16 protein-coding genes are annotated in these 20039 nt (G+C 39.9%); 7 read left to right on the top strand and 9 right to left on the bottom strand.

The features are described 5' to 3' along the window. Positions 1 to 297 precede the first annotated feature (297 nt). Genes ACO1XM_RS19060 through creD form a run of 3 tightly spaced genes read left to right on the top strand, consistent with a single transcriptional unit; the run spans position 298 to position 2694 of the window. Positions 298 to 921 carry a hypothetical protein gene (locus tag ACO1XM_RS19060; protein ID WP_486231970.1) on the top strand — a complete coding sequence of 208 codons (624 nt, stop codon included), beginning with the start codon at positions 298 to 300 and terminating at the stop codon, positions 919 to 921. Then, a complete protein-coding gene (locus ACO1XM_RS19055) occupies positions 918 to 1220 on the top strand; it encodes a winged helix-turn-helix domain-containing protein (protein WP_486231968.1) in 303 nt (100 codons plus the stop codon). Before ACO1XM_RS19060 ends, ACO1XM_RS19055 begins: the two co-directional genes overlap by 4 nt. Before the next feature lie 52 nt (positions 1221 to 1272). Further along, the gene (creD, locus tag ACO1XM_RS19050) at positions 1273 to 2694 is read left to right on the top strand and encodes a cell envelope integrity protein CreD (protein ID WP_486231966.1); all 1422 of its coding nucleotides are present in this window, start codon (positions 1273 to 1275) and stop codon (positions 2692 to 2694) included. A gap of 97 nt (positions 2695 to 2791) precedes the next feature. Here creD and ACO1XM_RS19045 read toward each other — a convergent pair whose 3' ends face one another. The 4 genes from ACO1XM_RS19045 to ACO1XM_RS19030 all read right to left on the bottom strand — a co-directional run bounded on the left by ACO1XM_RS19045 (position 2792) and on the right by ACO1XM_RS19030 (position 7932). Then, positions 2792 to 5164: a hypothetical protein gene (locus ACO1XM_RS19045; RefSeq protein ID WP_486231964.1), complete on the bottom strand. Its 2373-nt coding sequence runs from the start codon at positions 5162 to 5164 to the stop codon at positions 2792 to 2794. A gap of 51 nt (positions 5165 to 5215) precedes the next feature. After that, complete coding sequence (locus ACO1XM_RS19040; protein ID WP_486231962.1) at positions 5216 to 5941, bottom strand: porin family protein; 726 nt, start codon at positions 5939 to 5941, stop codon at positions 5216 to 5218. Between the two features lie 534 nt (positions 5942 to 6475). Further along, the gene (locus ACO1XM_RS19035) at positions 6476 to 7216 is read right to left on the bottom strand and encodes a hypothetical protein (protein WP_486231960.1); all 741 of its coding nucleotides are present in this window, start codon (positions 7214 to 7216) and stop codon (positions 6476 to 6478) included. Positions 7217 to 7296: 80 nt separating this feature from the next. Continuing rightward, positions 7297 to 7932, bottom strand: a complete 636-nt coding sequence (locus ACO1XM_RS19030; RefSeq protein ID WP_486231958.1) for a carboxypeptidase-like regulatory domain-containing protein — start codon at positions 7930 to 7932, stop codon at positions 7297 to 7299. Between the two features lie 88 nt (positions 7933 to 8020). Here ACO1XM_RS19030 and ACO1XM_RS19025 point away from each other — a divergent pair, with 88 nt between their 5' ends. From ACO1XM_RS19025 to pruA, 3 genes are all read left to right on the top strand, one after another. Beyond that, positions 8021 to 8410, top strand: a complete 390-nt coding sequence (locus tag ACO1XM_RS19025) for an ArsR/SmtB family transcription factor (RefSeq protein ID WP_486231956.1) — start codon at positions 8021 to 8023, stop codon at positions 8408 to 8410. A gap of 52 nt (positions 8411 to 8462) precedes the next feature. Then, positions 8463 to 9164: a YjjG family noncanonical pyrimidine nucleotidase gene (locus ACO1XM_RS19020; RefSeq protein ID WP_486231954.1), complete on the top strand. Its 702-nt coding sequence runs from the start codon at positions 8463 to 8465 to the stop codon at positions 9162 to 9164. A gap of 61 nt (positions 9165 to 9225) precedes the next feature. Continuing rightward, entirely contained in the window at positions 9226 to 10854 is a 1629-nt protein-coding gene (gene pruA, locus ACO1XM_RS19015) for an L-glutamate gamma-semialdehyde dehydrogenase (protein WP_486231952.1), read from the top strand. 272 nt (positions 10855 to 11126) lie between these two features. Here pruA and ACO1XM_RS19010 read toward each other — a convergent pair whose 3' ends face one another. Genes ACO1XM_RS19010 through ACO1XM_RS18995 form a run of 4 tightly spaced genes read right to left on the bottom strand, consistent with a single transcriptional unit; the run spans position 11127 to position 15461 of the window. Continuing rightward, complete coding sequence (locus ACO1XM_RS19010) at positions 11127 to 11978, bottom strand: transglutaminase-like domain-containing protein (protein WP_486231950.1); 852 nt, start codon at positions 11976 to 11978, stop codon at positions 11127 to 11129. 52 nt (positions 11979 to 12030) lie between these two features. Beyond that, positions 12031 to 13659 carry an acyl-CoA carboxylase subunit beta gene (locus ACO1XM_RS19005; protein ID WP_486231948.1) on the bottom strand — a complete coding sequence of 543 codons (1629 nt, stop codon included), beginning with the start codon at positions 13657 to 13659 and terminating at the stop codon, positions 12031 to 12033. 15 nt (positions 13660 to 13674) lie between these two features. Next, on the bottom strand, positions 13675 to 14628 hold the full coding sequence (locus ACO1XM_RS19000) for an MlaD family protein (RefSeq protein ID WP_486231946.1): 954 nt from the start codon (positions 14626 to 14628) through the stop codon (positions 13675 to 13677). Positions 14629 to 14663: 35 nt separating this feature from the next. Then, the gene (locus ACO1XM_RS18995; protein ID WP_486231944.1) at positions 14664 to 15461 is read right to left on the bottom strand and encodes an N-acetylmuramoyl-L-alanine amidase family protein; all 798 of its coding nucleotides are present in this window, start codon (positions 15459 to 15461) and stop codon (positions 14664 to 14666) included. Between ACO1XM_RS18995 and ACO1XM_RS18990 the strand changes: the two genes are divergently transcribed. Further along, positions 15454 to 18171 (top strand): putative LPS assembly protein LptD, encoded by a 2718-nt coding sequence (locus ACO1XM_RS18990; RefSeq protein ID WP_486231942.1) that lies wholly within the window; start codon positions 15454 to 15456, stop codon positions 18169 to 18171. The genes ACO1XM_RS18995 and ACO1XM_RS18990 overlap by 8 nt on opposite strands. Before the next feature lie 104 nt (positions 18172 to 18275). Here ACO1XM_RS18990 and lysS read toward each other — a convergent pair whose 3' ends face one another. Beyond that, positions 18276 to 20009 carry a lysine--tRNA ligase gene (gene lysS / locus ACO1XM_RS18985; protein ID WP_486231940.1) on the bottom strand — a complete coding sequence of 578 codons (1734 nt, stop codon included), beginning with the start codon at positions 20007 to 20009 and terminating at the stop codon, positions 18276 to 18278. Positions 20010 to 20039 lie beyond the last annotated feature (30 nt).

Below are 20039 nucleotides of genomic sequence, written 5' to 3'. Positions count from 1 at the left end.
ATACTCTTTTATCACTATTTCAAATCTCTTCCTCTTGGGCTTGAACCAATCCCGATTCTTCGGGACTGATTAACAGTCATCCCGATGTTTCGGGATAACCAGCTGAGCTAAGGAAGAAAATGAACTATTCCCTAAAATTTGGGAGTGCAATATTACGGCTTTGAACATTATATTTCCAACAACCGAGACAAAATTTCATCAAAAAACCGATTATTTCAGATCATTTTTTTTTCTGAATAAATTAAACCTTGTGAATTCGTGTCCGTTATCTAACTTTGGTAAACAAAGTACTTTTAAATGAAGGAAATTAACGAGTACCAGCAGGACATTGCCTCCATCCGCTCAATCATGGAGCGTTCAGTAAAGTTCGTATCACTCAGTGGATTATCTGGTGTTTTGGCTGGCATCTATGCCCTGATGGGGGCACTGGTAGCATATTTCATCATTTACTATCCACATCCCCCCTTTGGTTTTCGATTCTACTATATCAATGAGCATGATACACTTATCCAACTTTTTGCACTCGCTGGTGTTGTTTTAGGTGCTTCGCTGTTAACAGGATATATAATGAGTGCCCGAAAAGCCAAAAAGCTTGGTTTAACTGTTTGGAACAATACAAGTCAACAATTGGTAATGGATCTTTTGATCCCACTGGCAACAGGTGGCGTATTTATACTAATACTGGCATTAAAGGGATACTTTGTCATCATTGCATCGGTATGTCTTTTATTCTATGGATTAGCCCTTGTTAATGCCAGTGGTAGAACTTTTAAAGAAATTAAATACCTGGGCATACTTGAAATAATTTTAGGCCTTAGCTCCTGTCTTTTCCCCGGCTTCGGGCTCATTTTTTGGGCCATCGGATTCGGTGTTTTACATATTGTTTATGGCATTTTAATGCACTACCGCTACGACAAGTGAAAAATCCATTTGACAATCTTGATAAAACACTGGAGCATAGGGTAAGACTTCAGATTATGTCTGTATTGATTGCCAATGAATTTGCTGACTTCAATTCATTGAAGGAAATGCTTGGCATTACAGACGGAAATCTGGCTTCGCACATGAAAGCACTCGAGAAAGAAAAATACATCAGTGTCAACAAATCATTTGTAGATCGCAAACCTATTACAAAATATAAGGCAACCGAAAAAGGCAAGACAAGTTTCAGAAAACACCTGGACGCACTTGAAGAAATTCTTAAACAACAAAAGAAGTAATTTTTTTACCCATTTACTTTGAATTTGAAAGTACTTTTAAATTTTTTACTATATGGAAACCAATCAGACTCCACTCAATATTTTTGAACGCTTCAATCAATGGGTTGAAGAATCTATCACAGTTAAACTTTTCTCCATCGGCTTTCTGGTCATCATCTTACTTATCCCTTCTTCCTGGATTGCAGATTTAATGGAAGAGCGAGAAGGAAGAGCATCTCATGTAATCGAAGAAGTTGCAGATAAATGGTCGCATAGTCAAACCTTGTCTGGTCCCATATTGGTTATTCCTTACAGGGTTAGCGATAAACTAACACAAGCAAAGGGTGAGGTAGTGGTCAAGGAAAGAATAGAGAAATATTTTTTTCTTCCTGAAAAACTGGATATTACAGGAATTGTAGATCCAAAAATTCTTCACCGCGGCATATTCGATGCTGTTGTTTACAATTCAACATTAAATGCAAGTGCAGAATTTAGTAAACCTGATTTCCAAAAATTAGGTATTGCTGAAGATATGATTTTGTGGAATCAGGCACAAATGATCTTTTCAGTATCTGATCTGCGGGGCATCAGTGAAAATCCTGTCTTCCATGTTGGCTCACTTGCAAAGGAAACTGAACCATCCAGTAACCTGGGGCTGGTGATTGAACCATCAGGAAAAAATATGCCTCAACATGGAGAAAGTGCGACTATCGAAAATGTAAGCATCGCGTCTAATGGTATCATCGCCAAATTAAACTGGCAAAATGAAGAAGACTTTAAAGGAAACACTTTGGTTAATCTTAGTCTGAAAGGAAGTAAAAGTCTGCGCTTTTTACCCACCGGAAAAACAACCCTTGTAGATTTAAACGGTACGTGGGGCAGCCCAAGTTTTGATGGAGCATTTATTCCCGAAAACAGAAATGTTAATGATAAGGGATTTTCTGCCAATTGGAAAATTCTCAATTATAACAGGCCCTTTTCTCAACAGTGGACTGGAAAAAGTCAAATTATGGATGGTTCAGATTTTGGTGTAAATCTTTTAATACCTGTTGATCAATACCAGAAAAGTATAAGAACAGCTAAATACGGGCAGTTGATTATCATACTCACTTTTATTGCACTATTTCTTGTGGAGATTACAAAGCATATTAAGATCCATCCTTTTCAGTATATACTGATTGGTGCAGCATTAATTATTTATTACTCACTACTGCTTAGTCTATCCGAGCACGTAGGGTACAACCTCGCTTATAGCATTGCTTCCCTTGCTACAGTTATTTTAATAAGCTTATATGCAGCATCTTTTCTTAATAGTGCAAAACTTGTTATCATGTTAACATCTCTGCTCACTGTATTCTACACCTTTATCTTTGTCATCATTCTTCAACAAGATTTCTCTTTGCTCTTAGGTAGTATCGGATTGTTTTTCATTATCGCAGTACTTATGTTTTTTTCACGAAAAATTTCCTGGTATAAATCTACAGCACTCAACTAAAAGAAAGACCCTCGCCTTTTGGGCGAGGGTCTTTTATTAGCTTAACGACAATCAAAGCCTGTTATCGCTTTACACTTTTAACCAACCACTAATACACTTAGTTGTTGATATTCTCCAAACGCACACCTGTACCGGCATTAATTGTTAAGTTATATACTTTCCCAGTTTGAGCGTTGATTGAAGCAGCAGTGCCTGTATAATCTTGCGCAGCAGTGGTTCTGTTCAGGTTTGACAAATAACCTGAACCTGGGCTTATCCTGGTTGATAAACCAAGCCAGGAAAAGACTCCCGTATTAACATTATGTGTAGTGTTCAGATTAAATTGAGCGCCACTACCAGGGGCTCCTGTAATGGTTGGTACAATGGCAACACTAATACCATCATAACCTTGACCAGTAACAGTGTTGGCAGCTAAAGGAATCAGGTCGTTTATACCAGCAACATCAGCTGCTGGATTAAGTAAGGTAACCTCGCCTGTGGTTGCACTAATGGTAAGATTTACGGCAGCTGCCTGTATGGTTCTGTCCTCTACAAACACAGTAGGTGGTGCAGTCCACGCGGCATTTGTTCTAAAAGTAAAACCCTCATTCAACGCTACAATGTTAGTACCGTCTGTCCTCACATGGTCGATAAGATCCTGACTTCCTAATTCTGTGTTGCCTATAGGATTGATAAGGTCAATCACGGCACCATTCTCAATGGTTTGTCCATCTACAGCATTGGCAGGATAAATAAAGCCGATGTCGTCTGGTAATACACGGTAGGGCGTTGTAGCCACATTCGTTGGTAAACTAAAGTCAAATTGTGTTCTGAAGGCAGGTACCGTTACACTTGCTGTAGCTGTTGGTGATCCACCTCCTGAAAGAACGATGGTTGGAGCAGCATTAAAACCTGATCCAGGATTTGTAATTACTATGCCACCCAATTCAGTCTGGCGACTTACAGTAATGGTGGCAGGTGTTGCAGAAGTTGCTGCTATACCTGTACCCGTATCGATTACCCGAATACCTAAACCTTGAATTTGGGTTGGTGTAATGGATGGACCATTATTTCCAAAACCTAATGCGTTAGGCAAAGTTACTAAACCCGCTGGCAAAGCCCCACCGGCTGTAAGGAATGGAGCGGTTTGGGCGTATGGAACTACTGTTCCATTATTATCAGTAATGGTAAATTCAATGAGATGTGGGTTAGCTGAATAACCAGTTCCACCTGCAGCAATATTAACCTGACTGATATGAACTCTTAGAAAACTTTCAGCAGTGGCACCGCTACCTCCGCCACCGCTAATCGCTACAGCAGGAGAACTTGAATAACCAAGACCGCGTGTATTGATTCTATATGTTGTATTACCTATTGTAGTATTACCTGTGGCTGAAATAGGACCCGCATCCAATGGACGTGCCACTGGTGTAAAATTGTTGATAGTGAAACCACGGCCAGCAGGTGCGGGTGTGCTGGCGCCATTATAAGTGAACACTGCACGCGCTCCAGGTATAACAGGAATGGCAGCAGTGGCGGTTACTCCAGGCTCCCAACGTACAGGTACCTGACGAAACTCTGGTGTAATGTCCACACCATTGAGACGTCTTACCGCAATTCTTTGCGTACCTGTAATGGTGGGGTAAATTAAGTTAATAGTCATTCCATCAGCTGTTGCAGGCACACGCATAGAAAAGGCACCTGTGGTGGCATTAATTGCTGCCACTCCCAAAGATCCGGCAGCACCTGAAAACTGGTAATCCAATACGCAGCTGCAGGATGCAGAAATATCACCTTCGCTGATTAGTGCCGTACTTAAATCAGCTGAAACTACTAATCCGGAAGGGATAGGATCAACAGCAGTAGGATCATTGGTTAAATCATTCTGTATGTTGAATGTACCTTGAATAATTGCTGTCTTACCCTCAGTAGCAGATTCTGAATAAAGCGGTAAAGCAAAATTTTCAAATCGCTTTGGTGGTGCTATATAGCGAGTAACAGTGGTACCATTAATAGTAGTAGTAATAGGTGTTGGGTTAGGAGGCGCACCAAAATCTACACGGGCTGAGGCCGAAACATAATTTGCCTTAGATAAAGAAATTACATTATCTCCGATTGTTGCACGTTCAAAAACTGCTCTTCCGGCTGCGTCAGTTACCACAGTGACGATATCCTGCGTTCTTCCTGATCCAATGGCAGCAGAACCAGAGCCTAATGAAACGGAAACCCCAGCTACTGGCGTGTTATCTTCGCGTACCAGTACTGTTACCGACATTAAATCACCTAATTCATTTTGGGCAGCAATGTAGGATTCAGCTTGTTCTTCAGTCATGGCTGCCAGATAAGCAGAGTCTCTCTTTTCTTTTTCTTTTGCCAGATCATTCTGGAGTTTTAGGAAATCCTCTTCTGTAAAGTCATCTTTACAGGCGAGAATTGTTGCAGAGGCAACAATAGCTATTAAGCTAAAAAGCTTTAGTTTGTTTAGGATCATAGTTAATTGGTTTTAGTTTTAATTGTTGAAGAATTATTAGAATTTGAATTATTAGAATTTAAAGAGTGTCATTGCAAAACTGATGGTCAGGCTGGAGGTATAGAGGTCACCTTCTTGTCCTACAGTGCCGGGTAAACCATCCAATGGTGGAACCACATAACTCAAATTATTGAGTTGATTAAGGCCCTTACGATAGCGGACTTCAAAAGTGCAGGTTTGATCACCACTGGTAAAATCAATAGCAAAGCCTGCTATCATACCCCATTGATTTTGTGTATAGTTTGATCCAACATTTTCAATTTCATCTGAGGTATTGGCAAAGGGTACTGTACTGTTCGTAAAAAAGTACATTTTATCATGCTGCTCATAGGCGCTCAAATTCATACCATAAGCAGCACCTATTACAAGGCGCGGAGAAACAATATCATCCGAAAAAGAGGGGTGCGATAATTCGACTAAAAGAGGAATTTCCAGATTGTGTAAAACAACAGAACGATTATAATAATTGATGTACGATACATTTCCACCAAATGAGGTATAATCTTTCTCATAATCTTGTCTTGCACCGCCTTGCTGATTGTACAAAACTTCTGCCCTGACGTCTAAAAATGAAACTGGTTTATATTTAACAAAGGCTCCACCTGTAAAACCAAACAGGGTTCCTGGCTGATTAAACTGATTGATGTTAGCGCCAACCTTGGCACCAACAGCTATTTGCGCCCAAGACGCATGTGCGCCCAGGCATACAAGGATTAAAACAATAAGTACTCTTTTCATCTTCATAGGTATTCGGTTTTGCATTGATGTAATTTTTATTGGTATAGCCTCTCGATTTGCCACACGCGTAAAGGTGATATGAGAAAGATCGTAACACCAAGTTTTGAGCTGTATGCAACAACAATTGATTGAAAAGTGGGATAAGTAATTGGTTGTTTGAGAAACTTCAGAAGAGTAAACAGGGCAGATTATATTTTGCTCTGGACAAAATAAGCCTATGACAATACTAATTGGTGCTTTTCCTAAACTCGCATTTTGCGCATTAGGTTAACATAGAAAGAGAAACGCAAAGTAAGTGAAGTGTTACGCGTGGACTTATTTGAAGCGCGTTAATAAAGTTGCTTACGCATAGTAGAATGGTTACAATCCTGAACTATCGACACAACTGATCTATCATTAAATTTAGGATAGACACAAAAAAAGGTGCTGACTCTACAGTCAGCCCTCATTACTTTATTAAAAAAAATTTTAGCTTGTAAGCTTTAATATAAAAATCAATGCTAAGATAACTTTTGATTATCTCCTTAAACAGATTTAAAATTTAGTTGATTTCTTAACAATTTTTCCGAGTTTACCTTTTAGTTCAGTAAACAATATCTCAGTAGCATCTTCACACAGGGGCTGAATTTTTTTCGGATCCATTACAGGAATGCCTGCAACGGCAGCCACCTTTTCTTTTGACTTTCCAAATTCACGGATTCTGAAAATTTTATCGCATTTCTTGTCGTACATGTACATATTCAAATACGCTGTTATTCCAACTGCCATACCCATGAGTCTTGATTCGAACTCATAATCCATCGATACAAATAAAACTGCATCGGCCTGGCTGAATATTTTGGCAAGGTTACACTGATCTTTTTTATCATCAGACATGAGTGAAACTCCGCCATAAGCAAATATTAGATCTTTGGCTGTAACATATTGAAGTCCCATCAACTTATTACCTGTTTTTGCAGTATCAACCAGAAAAGTAGATTTGTAACTCTTGTATTCCTGATTGCTGATAATTTCGTTATTGTCTATCAATGTAAAAGGAAAATCCTTTGCAAATTCATTAACAAAGCGCTCATACGATTTGTCAACCAAAGGCTTTAAGTTAAAACTAGGGTCATTAATTAAAGACTCCATTGCTGTACCCAGGCCGGTGCCACCAATTTTCTTATCACTATAGAATGATACTAAAGCTACTTTTTTTGTTTGAGCTAAAAGGCTTGTGCTGCATAAAAATATCAACAAGCAAGCTACTGAGATTCTACCAACGAGGTTCCTCATAGATTTTTGGGGTTAGGTTTAAATGATTTAAATGTTCCCCAAATGTATGAACTTCGTTGTTTATTTTAATAATCAATAAATTACTTCTTCTTTTTGTTCTGCTTCAGCGATTGAATAAACTTGGCCCAGTTAAATGGATTAAGCAGTGGATTAGTGATGGGCACATACTTGGAAGTTTGCGTATAGTTAAGCTGATCTAACATATAGCGTTGATTAGAATAACTATCCATAGGTGTTGTCTTTAATATCAGTGCCAACAGTTCTGCATCTAAATTATTTTTATCATAGGCAGCATCATCCAAAGGCAGGTTAAGTGCCAACACTGCTTCTTTAAAAACTTCTTCAGTAGGAAAAGGTAAAACTGTTAATTCCTGTAAATAGGTAACGTCTTCACTCAATTCGAAAATGAGGGTTAAAAATTCTGACTTATGGTTAGGAATAATGTAGTACTGGCGCTCATATCCTACAGCGCTGATCACCACACTGTCGCCCACCTGTACCGGCATAGAAAAAAAGCCCATAGCATTAGTGGGTGTACCTCTACCCGCTTTTGGCACGTATATATTTACACCCGGTATACCACCTTGGGTACTATCGGGGCCTAACACTATACCCGATAATTGTATTAGGCGTTTTTGTCCCTGGGCCTGGCTATTGGTAAAGAATAACGATGCCGAAGAAATTAGAATAAACAATAATAAAGCCTTATTCTTCACAAATTCGTATGTTTTTGAGCAACTCAAATATAGAGAGGGCAGGGATAAGTGCCTAATTTCCATACCTTTGTTGGGCATAAAACGTGCCATGCGGTTAAAAAATTTCAATCTCACGCTAGGATCGCAAATTTTTAAGGCTTGTGCCGATGAATCTCGCCTCCGAATCTTGTTTCTGATCTTCGAAAATGGAGAAATGTGCATCGCTGATTTGGAGAAAATTCTGGATTTTACCCAGGCTAAAACCTCCAGACATTTGATTTACCTTAAAAATGCTGGAATACTCTCCCATAAACGCTATAATCACTGGGTGTTTTATCAGTTAAAAGATGAAGTAGAGGATATTATTGGCCAGATTTTTCAATTTTTGAAGAAAGACCAGCAATTGCAAAAAGATCTGGAAGTTTATCAAACTCTTTTTACCAATAGGGAGTTAGCTGTGAATAAAATACAAGTACAACAATGGCTGAAAAGTAATTGAAGACTGGTTCTTACCAATTTTTCGATAATAATCTGCCTGTAACTTATAAACTGTGAATACTAAAAAATACAAAACCGTTTTCTTCGATCTTGATCATACACTTTGGGATTTTGAAACGAATTCTCGTGAGACGTTGAAAGAGCTTTATGATAGCCATCAATTACAGAAAAGAGGCGTTACATCACTCAGCGCTTTTCACGAAATTTTTGCTCAGGTAAATAGCGATTTATGGTCGCAGTACGATAAGGGTTTAATTAAGGGCGATGTAATTCGTGCCGAACGTTTTAAAAGAATATTGTTACCCTTTGAGATTACGGATGAGGCGCTGATCGCAAAACTTTCTCATGACTATTTATATACCTGTCCACGTAAAGGCATTTTACTACCCGGAGCGATTGATACCCTAAATTATTTGAGTAAAAAATATTCGCTTTCGCTGATTACCAATGGCTTCGATGAAGTGCAGCACATGAAGCTTGCTTCCGGAAAAATAGCGCATTATTTTAAGCATGTAGTTACTTCTCAGCAAGCAGGTCATAAAAAGCCATCTCGCGAGATCTTTGATTATGCGCTCGGACTTCATGCAAATCAGGCCGATGAAGCCGTGATGATCGGTGATAACCTGGAGACTGATATTGCGGGTGCTCTAAATGCTTCCGTAGATGCAGTTTTTTATAATCCAAATGCAATAAATCACGATCAAAACCCACATCATGAGATTAGTAACTTAAACGAATTACAGCTAATTCTTTAATTCTGTTAGTCTCAATTGCTTAATTTTGAATTTCGCTAATCTTGAATTTTGAATTATACATATGAACGGATTTTTTAAAGTACCCGCCCCAAAAAACGAACCGGTTTTAAACTATGCACCAGGTTCGAAAGAACGTAGCTTATTGCAAAAAGCATTGGCAGAAGCCCGTGCGAAAACCCTCGATATCCCCATGTACATTGGTGGAGAAGAGGTAAGAACTGATAAGAAGAAATCCTTACACCCTCCACATGATCATCAGCATGTATTGGCTTATTTTCACGAAGGTGATAAGAGCCATGTAGAACAGGCCATTAATGCTGCGTTAGGTGCTAAAGAACTTTGGGCAAATCTTGATTGGGAATACCGCGCGAGTATATTTTTAAAAGCAGCAGAATTATTGGCTGGTCCATACCGCAATAAAATTAATGCAGCAACCATGCTAGGACAATCTAAAAATGCCTATCAGGCTGAAATAGATTCTGCTTGTGAGCTCATTGATTTCCTGCGCTACAATGTGCATTTCATGAGTGAGATTTACAGTGATCAGCCGGACTCAGGGCCAGGTATCTGGAATAGAATGGAGTACCGACCGCTGGAAGGTTTTACTTTTGCGCTAACACCTTTCAACTTTACAGCCATCGCAGGCAACTTACCTACGAGTATGGCCATGATGGGTAATACAGTAGTTTGGAAACCAGCTAACACACAGATTTATGCGGCTAACGTAATTATGCAAGTGTTGAAAGAAGCAGGTTTACCTGATGGTGTAATCAACTTAGTATATGTGAGTGGCCCAGATGCAGGTGAAGTAATTTTCAATCACAAAGACTTTGCGGGCCTACACTTTACAGGAAGTACGGGTGTATTCCAAAACATGTGGAAGACGATCGGCAACAACATTCATAAGTATAAATCGTATCCACGAATTGTTGGTGAAACAGGTGGCAAAGATTTTATCATGGTGCATAAGAGTGCCGATGCCAAGCAAGTTTCAACCGCTATTTCAAGAGGGGCTTTTGAATACCAGGGACAAAAGTGCTCAGCGGCATCACGTGTTTACATTCCATCTAATTTGTGGGATGATGTAAAGAAATATTTGCTTGAAGATTTGAAGAGCATGAAGATGGGACCGACTGAAGATTTCGGGAACTTCATTAATGCCGTTATTGATGAGAAAGCATTTACCACCATTACTGGTTACATAGAAAAAGCAAGACAGAATCCGTTAAATGAGATCATTGCCGGAGGAAAATACGATAAGTCAAAAGGTTATTTTATTGAACCAACTGTTATCGAATCCAAAGATCCTTCTTCCTTAACCATGTGCGAAGAGATTTTCGGGCCGGTGTTAACCGTTTACGTTTACCATAGCGAAAATTTTGAGCAGACTTTAGAATTGGTTGACAGTACATCGCCTTATGCATTAACAGGTTCAATTATGGCTAAGGATCGCTACGCGATTGAACTGGCTACTAAAAAGCTAACACATGCCGCTGGTAACTTCTATATCAACGATAAGCCTACGGGCGCAGTTGTAGGGCAGCAGCCTTTTGGTGGCGCAAGAGGTTCGGGTACTAATGATAAAGCTGGTGCAAAAGTGAATTTATTGCGTTGGGTAAGTATGCGCACGATTAAAGAAACTTTTGTAACGCCTGTTGATTACAAATATCCTTTTTTAGATAAGGAATAAGCTGATATAATTTTACAGCCACAGATAACATAGATTTTCACAGATACACAAATGAAAATCTTTGATGTCTGTGGCTTTTTCATTCAAAGCAGTTCTGCATTTGACTTTCATCACACAGTAAGAATGTTTGGATTAACTTGTGATTGGGTGTTTGGACAGACCACAGACCTTACTGCCAGATTTTGTAATGATCTGAAGACAGAGCAACGTAGATGCGGTTCGGTGAAAACATCGACCGCAGGTGAATACACAGTAAAAAAATACTTGGATTGTTATACACCCAGATCAGCCGCATCGGCAACGATCAATAGCAATTCTTTTACTTCTTCTGCTTTAGCGTGTTCGCCCATTTTATCGAAGGACATTACCAGGTTGCGCAGCGTTCTGCGAATTATTTCCAAATTTGAACAAGGCTGAAAAAAAGATTCCTGTGGTGTTAATCTCAATTCATGTATGTAGTTCTCAATATCCTGTTTGGAAAATATCAGGCCACGGTTAAATGCATTGATATAGAATTGAACTTTCTCATCCTTAAAGGTGAGGATAAAAAGATTAGGCAGGTTAACACCATAAATGGGCAACTTCAATTTTTGTGCTACCAGCATATAGATAACACAAAGTGAAATGGGATTTCCTTTTCTGGTTTCTAAAACGATATTGATGAGTGAGTTGCCCGGGGAATGAAAGTTTTTTGTATTGGCGCCAAACTTAAGTTTATTAAAAAACACACTGTTAATTACCTTCACCTGATCGAATGGATGCAAATCTGGTCTGAACTCAAGCCAGGCCTCGTAATAAATCTGTTCTAAGTCTTGTTTCAGTTTAGTCAATTCAATGTCCGGATATTGATAGGTAGAGATTAACCAGAGCCCTGTAAGCAAATCCTGCTCGGGATCTTCGTACCAGTTTTGCAGTCGTTCTTTCAGCACCTGAAACTGAAGTGTGTGTATCAGGTCTTCAATTTTTCTTTGCAGTCCTGGATTAAAGGTACTCTCCCACTCTTGCTCCAAATAAGGTATTATCTCTTTGCCAAGAGAGCGTATCTTTTCTTCGATGTGTGCCACGATTTGATCGTCCTCATCATCCAATAAAGAAACTAATGCCTTAAGTTCTGATTCCTGCAAAATTTTATTCTTTTTATAAAACCTAAGTTACAAAATTGATTTATTCCCCGGACTAGGTTTGAATAACACCCACATTGAATTTTTCAACGGGCGCATTATTGGCAGCCTCGATACCCATAGAAATCCATTTTCTGGTGTCCGCAGGATCTATTACAGCATCAACCCACAAACGCGATGCCGCATAATAAGGACTTAACTGATCGTTATAGCGATCTGTAATTTCCTTTAATAAATTATCCTCCTCGTCTTTACTGATGGTTTTGCCTTGTGCTTTTAAAGAAGCCACTCTGATTTGCAATAAAGTTTTAGCTGCTGAGGCGCCACTCATAACCGCTATTTGTGCTGTAGGCCACGCAGCGATCAAGCGAGGATCGTAAGCCTTACCACACATGGCATAATTACCGGCACCGTACGAATTACCCATAATAATGGTAAACTTAGGTACGGTGCTGTTCGCCATGGCATTCACCATTTTAGCACCGTCTTTAATAATACCACCATGTTCAGATTTGCTACCAACCATAAATCCACTTACGTCCTGTAAAAAGACCAAGGGTATTTTACGTTGATTGCAGTTCATAATAAAACGGGCTGCCTTATCTGCTGAATCCGAGTAGATAACACCCCCCATTTGCATTTCGCCCTTTTTACTCTTCACAACTTTGCGCTGATTGGCTACAATGCCAATAGCCCAACCGTTAACACGTGCGAAACCACAAACAATGGTTTTTCCATACAAGGCTTTGTATTCATCAAAAGAACCTTCATCAACAATACGATGAATGATATCAACAGTATCATAAGGCTTCACCCGATCGCTGGGGAATAAACCGTAAATTTCTTTAGGGTTAAAAGCCGGTGCTTTAGGCTCAACATGGTCGAAGCCTGCTTTTTCAAAAGCTCCGACCTTGCCTATAATCGAGCGGATATAATCCAGACAGGCCTGGTCGTTAGGAAACTTATTATCAGTAACACCAGAAATTTCGCAATGTGTTGTTGCACCTCCCAATGTTTCATTATCTATATCCTCACCGATAGCCGCTTTTACCAGATAAGAGCCTGCTAAAAATATTGAACCTGTTTTATCTACAATCATGGCCTCATCGCTCATGATCGGCAAATAAGCCCCGCCTGCTACGCAACTGCCCATGATGGCTGCTATTTGAACAATACCCATGGCCGACATTTTTGCGTTGTTGCGAAATTGTCTGCCGAAGTGTTCTTTGTCAGGAAAAATTTCATCCTGCATAGGCAGAAATACACCCGCGCTATCTACAAGGTAAATAACAGGCAAGCGATTTTCCATCGCTATCTCCTGTGCACGTAAATTCTTTTTGGCTGTAATCGGAAACCAGGCGCCTGCTTTAACGGTGGCATCATTCGCTACAATCATGCAAAGACGACCCTGCACATAACCAAGCCCCGCTACCACACCACCCGATGGGCAACCGCCTTGCTCTTTGTACATACCCTCACCAACGAATAAACCAATCTCCAGAAATTCAGAACCTTTGTCGGTCAGGTATTCTATACGCTCACGGGCAGTTAGTTTTCCTTTTTGATGTTGTTCATCAATTTTTTTCTCACCTCCGCCCAACTTTGTTTTTTTTGCTTTTGTATCTAGCTGATAAATAATCTGCTTATACTGGTCTTCATTTTTGTTGAATTCCAGGTTTTCCATGTGCTTGTCGTTTAATTAGTTCGATTTACTTTCTTTGGCGTGATCACGCGCAATTTTCTTGCTGCTCTTTCCTAATGGCGCCAAAAAATGTTTCGGATGTGTATTGAAATGATTCGCCAGGGTATCCATGGTTAATACCAGTCTGTTTAAATTAACATAAAGAGAATCTTCTGTCATTAATTTACTAACTGTGTTATCTCCGCTATTAAATCTTCCCAGGGTTTCATTGAGTTTAACCATGGCTTCTTCTGTGCGTTGCAGGGTTCCGCTCAGGCGCAGGTCTTTCAATGAATCAGAAAGTGTTTTGAAATTATTTAAGGTAGGGCGAAGATCGCTTAGGGCACCGTTCAGGTTTTGCGATACTGTTTTAGCCTGATCTGAAAGCTCTCCAATTTTTTGCTGTGTAATGGTAAGCGTTCCGTTTATCAGCCTTGGCGTCGCAGCTAATTCTGCAAACATTTTATCCATTTGTGCTGTATTCTTTTCGAGGTTGCTCAAAATATTGTTAACCTTAATCAATGTTGACTGTAGACTACTGGCTACTGGTGCAGCCTGCTCTAATAATTCAGCCATACCTTTATCTAATTGGGCTTTTAGGGTGTCGTTTTGTTGTAAAACTTTTTGCCCTTTACCCAGATCAAGTAAAATTGATTTAGTGCCCAGAAAATCGCTTGTTAACATTGCAACAGTCTGGTCGTTGAGTTTAACATCGGAATCGATCTTTAGTTCTACCAGCACCTTATTAACTGTACCCTGGATAATGCGAATGTCGCTAACTCGGCCAACCGCTAAACCATTTAAAAAAATCTGATTGGATTGGGTAAGCTTATCGACATTATCATACACAGCATAATATCGGTTTTGTGTCGAGAAAAAATCAATCCCTTTTAAAAAATTAAAACCAAAGTAGAGAAGTACGAGGGCTGTGACCATGAAAATGCCCACCTTTATTTCTTTAGAAAATTTCATAGAGTCGAAGGTAAGGAGAATTGATAGAAAATAAATTATTTAACTGCTTCTACTTCTGCTTTGTATTCCTTAAAAGCACGGTAAATACCGGAAGCCATATAGTCCTGACCCTCAGCAGATAATAGATATTGTTCTTCTTTTTCGTTAGACAAAAAACCAGTTTCAATTAAAACACTTGGCATGGCTGTGCTCCATAGCACCCAAAAAGGGCCTTGTTTAACGCCTCTGCTATGCCGACCTACCCTGGTTTTAAATTGGCTTTCTACTTTATGCGCAAAGCTTAAACTGTTTTCCTGAAAGGCGCTTTGTGTTAATGAAAACAAGATGTAGGATTCCGGGCTTTCCGGATCGAAGCCTTCATACTTTTCTTTATAATTTTCATCTAATAGTATCACGGAGTTTTCTCGCTTCGCCACTTCAAAGTTTTTTTGTTCTTTGGCCAAACCCATAATATAAGTTTCTGTTCCAAATGCTTTTGTATTGGCATTAGCATTGGCATGTATAGAAATAAACAGGTCGGCATTGTTGCGGTTAGCAATTTTAGGCCGCTCTTCCAGGGCGGGAAAGGTGTCACCCTTTCGGGTATAAATCACTTTAACGTCTGGTAAATTATCTTCTATGTATTTACCCAGTTTAAGCGCTATTTTAAGGGTCACATCTTTTTCTTTGCCTTTAAGTCCGGAGGTGCCCGGATCTATGCCGCCATGGCCTGCATCAATCACCACCACGTCTACTTTAAAGTCGGTGAGTGAGGCGCTCGCAGAATTTAGCAGGGTTATTGCTATAAGTGCGGCTGAAATACCAAGATTCTTAAAAGGCTTACTAATGATCACTAGATTTGCAATAACTTTACGCAAAAATGCGAAAAAATCGCAAAAAGCTGAATATAATCCGAAAGGTGTGCGCATACGTTTAGTCCTATTTATCCTAGTTATTGGCCATTCTTCTGGTTTTGCTCAGGTTGAACGTCCTGTGAGAACACCTGTTATTGCCCAACCTCCCGTAAATGACTCTATAAATAAAGCCCCTTTAACAGGTGCTGATACCCTCAAGCTGAACAGCGACAGCTTAAAACAGCAAAGAAAAAGTGACATCGAAACAACCATCAATTATACTGCCAATGATTCAATTGTTTCCAGCATCAACGGTAAACTCATCTGGTTATATGGAAGCGCAAAAATTACGTATGGTATTATTGAGCTGGAAGCCGATGAAATCTTAATTGACTATGGAAATAATACCGTTACTGCTAATGGAAGGCGTGACTCTACAGGAAAACGCATAGGCTTTCCGATATTTAAGAATGGTAACGAAATCTATGAGACTAAAGACATTGTCTATAACATCAAAACCAAGCGGGCTAAAATATCAGAAGTAGTAACTAAACAAGGCGAAGGGATTATTCATGGAGAAACTGTTTATAAAAACGAAAAAAATGAGCTACTGACAAAGGGGAATATTTATACTACCTGTAACCTTGAACATCCGCACTTTGCCATCCGCTCTACAAAAGTAAAAGCTATTCCTAACGACAAGATTGTATCAGGGCCCTTTCACCTTGAATTTAACGATGTACCCATTTACCCCGCAGGTTTTGCTTTTGGTATGTTCCCTGCAGAACGCGAAAGCAAATCAGGTATCATTTTTCCATCCTATGGTGAAGAGCGAAGAAGGGGCTTTAACATACGCCAGGGGGGGTACTTTTTTGATATCAGCGAGTATCTGAAATTAATGATTGTTGGCGATCTCTATTCAAAAGGTGGCCATGCTCTAAGGACAAACATTAACTATAACAAGCGGTATGCCTATACCGGTGCTTTCAATTTCAGTTATTCAAAAACACCCCAAAGCAATGATATTGAAGACAGGTCTTTTGCCAACGACTACTCTGTAAACTGGTCGCACTCACCTCAGTCAAGAGGAACGGGTCGCTTTTCGGCATCGGTTAATGCTGCAACATCAACGTACAATCTGAATAATAACCTGTTTAGTAATAATGTTTCGCCCACTTCTGGCGGACTTAACAATACACAAAGAAGGATGCAATCAAATGTATCGTATGGAAAAACATTAAAAGGCACTCCCTTTAGTTTTGGATTGAATGCCAGTCACAGTCAGGATTTAGTAACGCGCAAAGTTGATCTGCTGCTTCCCTCCCTTACTGTAAACATGAATAACATTTATCCATTCCAAAAAAACAGTGGTGGATCCAGTGGACCCTTGCAGAATTTGAATTTCCGTTACACCATGGCGGCTCAAAACAAAATAACCAACAATCTGGGACGAATTGGTTCTAACGCACAAGAAGATAGTATTGCTGCATTTTCTCCCGCAAACTTCAGTAGCTTTTGGGATAAAGGTAATCGCGGTATGCGGCACACTATCCCCATTTCTACTTCAGCAAAAGTTTTTAAATATTTTACACTTGCCCCCAGTGTGCAGCTTGAAGAGGTATGGTATGGAGAAAGACTCGAGTGGGGTCGTGATGAAAATGGCGTAATTGTTAAAACGGATACTGCTAAAGTTTTTAACCGTGTAACATCCTATAGCGGTAGCATGAGTTTGAATACGCGCATCTACGGAACAGTCTTTCTAAAACGCGGTTCAGTCAAAGCAATACGTCATGTGATTAACCCAAGCGTTTCGTATAGTTATCGCCCCGATTTTTCAACGAATGAAGACTACTTCCAAAGGTTTGAAGATACTGAAAGAGACAGAGTTGAGTATAAATCAAGGCATGAAGGCTTTATGTATGGTGGGGCTTCCATCGGGAAAAATCAATCGATGGGTTTTTCGATTAACAACAACCTGGAAATGAAGGTAAAGGCTAAAGACGATACCGTTGCTCGCAAGGTTACCATACTCAATCAACTATCACTCGGGTCGAGTTATAACTTTTTAGCCGACAGTTTTAAATTGGCACCTATCGGTTTAAGTGCTAACACCAATGTGTTAAATAATAAACTCAACATCAACGCTAGTGCAACACTCGATCCTTACACTTATGTGGATGGAAGAAGAATTGATGTGTATGCACTTAAGTCAGGCAGGTTAGGTTACATTACCAATGCCAATATTGCTATGGGCACTAACCTGAATCCCAAAGGTCAAGAGAGTGATGCAAAGACGCAGGAAAAAATAGGTAAGTCGAACATGTCTGAGGCTGATAAACAATACATGCTTAATAATCCAGGCAACTATGTAGACTTCACCATACCCTGGAATTTGCGAGTCAATTATAATCTGAGCTATAATAATACGCCACTTAATCCGAGAGACATTAAACAAAATTTACAATTCAGTGGTGATCTGTCTTTATCCGAGCAATGGAAAATCCAATTCAATTCCGGCTTCGACTTTGAAGCCAAGAAGCTGACACAAACCAATCTTGTTATACTGCGTGATCTCCACTGCTGGACTATGTCACTAAACTGGACACCCTTTGGTTACTTTACACAATACGATTTCAGAATAAATGTAAAGGCCAGTGTATTGCAGGATCTGAAGATGGAAAGAAGAAAACCTTTCTTTGACAACTTCTAGAGAAGAGACTTTAGTAGTAAGACATAAGTAGCAAGATATGAGTAGCATCTTACGCCTTCCTAATTATGTCTAATGTCTTACTACTTATGTCTTACGTATCAAGTCTACTTCTTCAGCCAGGCCTCAACCTCCTCCATTGTAGGATTCTGAACGCTTTCGAGTTTCATCTTCTTACGCATACCGCAGACATCGTTAAACAGTTTGGAAGCTTTCATTTCTTTTAACTGCTCTATTGATTGTATGTTCAGCTTTTGAATAACAGGTACTAAATCTTTTCTGATACCCAAAGCCTCCATTGCAGCTTCATCAAAAACAGGTGCTGCTTTCTCAGGTTTCATTTGCGGGAAGAAGAGTACATCCTGAATGGACGGTGAGTTGGTCATAATCATACTTAGGCGATCAATGCCAATACCTAAACCTGCCGTTGGCGGCATACCATATTCAAGTGCTCTTAAAAAGTCTTCATCAAGGGTCATGGCCTCTTCATCACCACGCTTACCCAAGGCAACCTGTTCTTCAAAACGAGCACGCTGATCAAGTGGATCATTTAACTCGCTGAAGGCATTACAGATTTCTTTTCCATTGCAAATCGCTTCAAAGCGTTCAACCAATCCTGGTTTAGTACGGTGCTTCTTGGCCAAGGGCGACATCTCTACAGGATAGTCCGTAATGAAGGTTGGTTGTATTAACTGTCCTTCGCACTTCTCACCAAAAATCTGATCAATGAGTTTACCCTTACCCATCGTGTCATCGTAAGGCACATGTAGCTTTTTACACGTTTCAATCAACGCAGCTTCGTCCATTGTCGAAATGTCGATACCTGTAAAGTGTTGTATCGCTTCAAACATGGTGAAGCGTTTCCATGGACGTTTAAAGTCTATTACTTTATCGCCTACTTGCACTTCTGTTTTACCATGTAGTTCAAGGGCTACTTTCTCAATCATCTCCTCCACCAGCTCCATCATCCAATAGTAGTCTTTGTAGGCTACATAAAGTTCTATCTGGGTAAACTCAGGGTTATGGAAACGCGACATGCCTTCGTTACGGAAATCTTTTGAGAATTCGTATACGCCAGGATAACCGCCAACAATCAATCTCTTCAAATACAACTCATTCGCTATGCGCAAATAGAGCGTCATATCTAATGTGTTGTGATGTGTTTTAAAAGGACGCGCGGCCGCACCACCATAAAGCGGCTGCAGTATAGGTGTTTCTACTTCCAGGTAGTTTTTATCGTTCAGGTAAGAACGCATGGTGTTTACCAGTTTGCTGCGCTTCACAAAAGTGTCGCGTACCTCGGGGTTCACAATCAAATCCACATAACGCATTCTATAGCGTTGCTCTGGATCTGTAAAAGCATCGTGCTTATGCACAACACCCTGTTCATCCACTGTTTCTTTAACGATGGGCAGTGGCTTGAGTGATTTTGAAAGTATTTTAAATTCAGTAACGTGGATAGATATCTCACCGGTTTGCGTAGTAAAGCCGTAACCTTTTACACCAATGATATCCCCTATGTCTGTCAACTTCTTGAATACAGTATTATACAGTGTCTTGTCTTCGTCAGGGCACAGATCATCTCTGCGGAAGTAAACCTGGATACGACCGGTCTCGTCCTGCAACTCAGCAAAGGAAGCATTGCCCATTACCCTGCGGCTCATAATTCTACCAGCTATAGATATTTGACGGTAGTCGCTCTTATGGCGCTCGTAATTTTCCAGGATTTCCTGAGCAGAAGCGTTTACTTCAAACAATTCGGCCGGATAAGGATCAATACCTAATTTGATCAATTCGGCCAGGCTTTGCCTGCGTATTAATTCCTGTTCGCTTAGTTGCATATTTTAAATTTTGACAAAAATAAATAATCT

The sequence above is a fragment of the Chryseotalea sp. genome (assembly GCF_057350905.1).
This window is presented reverse-complemented; position numbering and strand designations above follow the sequence as displayed.

Excerpts from the sequence above, each read along its gene's own strand:
- ACO1XM_RS19035 (WP_486231960.1), bottom strand. The coding sequence starts at position 7,216 with ATGAGGAACCTCGTTGGTAGAATCTCAGTAGCTTGCTTGTTGATATTT.
- ACO1XM_RS19000 (WP_486231946.1), bottom strand. The coding sequence starts at position 14,628 with ATGAAATTTTCTAAAGAAATAAAGGTGGGCATTTTCATGGTCACAGCC.
- ACO1XM_RS19060 (WP_486231970.1), top strand. The coding sequence starts at position 298 with ATGAAGGAAATTAACGAGTACCAGCAGGACATTGCCTCCATCCGCTCA.
- ACO1XM_RS19040 (WP_486231962.1), bottom strand. The coding sequence starts at position 5,941 with ATGAAAAGAGTACTTATTGTTTTAATCCTTGTATGCCTGGGCGCACAT.
- ACO1XM_RS19045 (WP_486231964.1), bottom strand. The coding sequence starts at position 5,164 with ATGATCCTAAACAAACTAAAGCTTTTTAGCTTAATAGCTATTGTTGCC.
- creD (WP_486231966.1), top strand. The coding sequence starts at position 1,273 with ATGGAAACCAATCAGACTCCACTCAATATTTTTGAACGCTTCAATCAA.
- ACO1XM_RS18990 (WP_486231942.1), top strand. The coding sequence starts at position 15,454 with ATGATCACTAGATTTGCAATAACTTTACGCAAAAATGCGAAAAAATCG.
- lysS (WP_486231940.1), bottom strand. The coding sequence starts at position 20,009 with ATGCAACTAAGCGAACAGGAATTAATACGCAGGCAAAGCCTGGCCGAA.
- ACO1XM_RS19025 (WP_486231956.1), top strand. The coding sequence starts at position 8,021 with ATGCGGTTAAAAAATTTCAATCTCACGCTAGGATCGCAAATTTTTAAG.
- pruA (WP_486231952.1), top strand. The coding sequence starts at position 9,226 with ATGAACGGATTTTTTAAAGTACCCGCCCCAAAAAACGAACCGGTTTTA.
- ACO1XM_RS19005 (WP_486231948.1), bottom strand. The coding sequence starts at position 13,659 with ATGGAAAACCTGGAATTCAACAAAAATGAAGACCAGTATAAGCAGATT.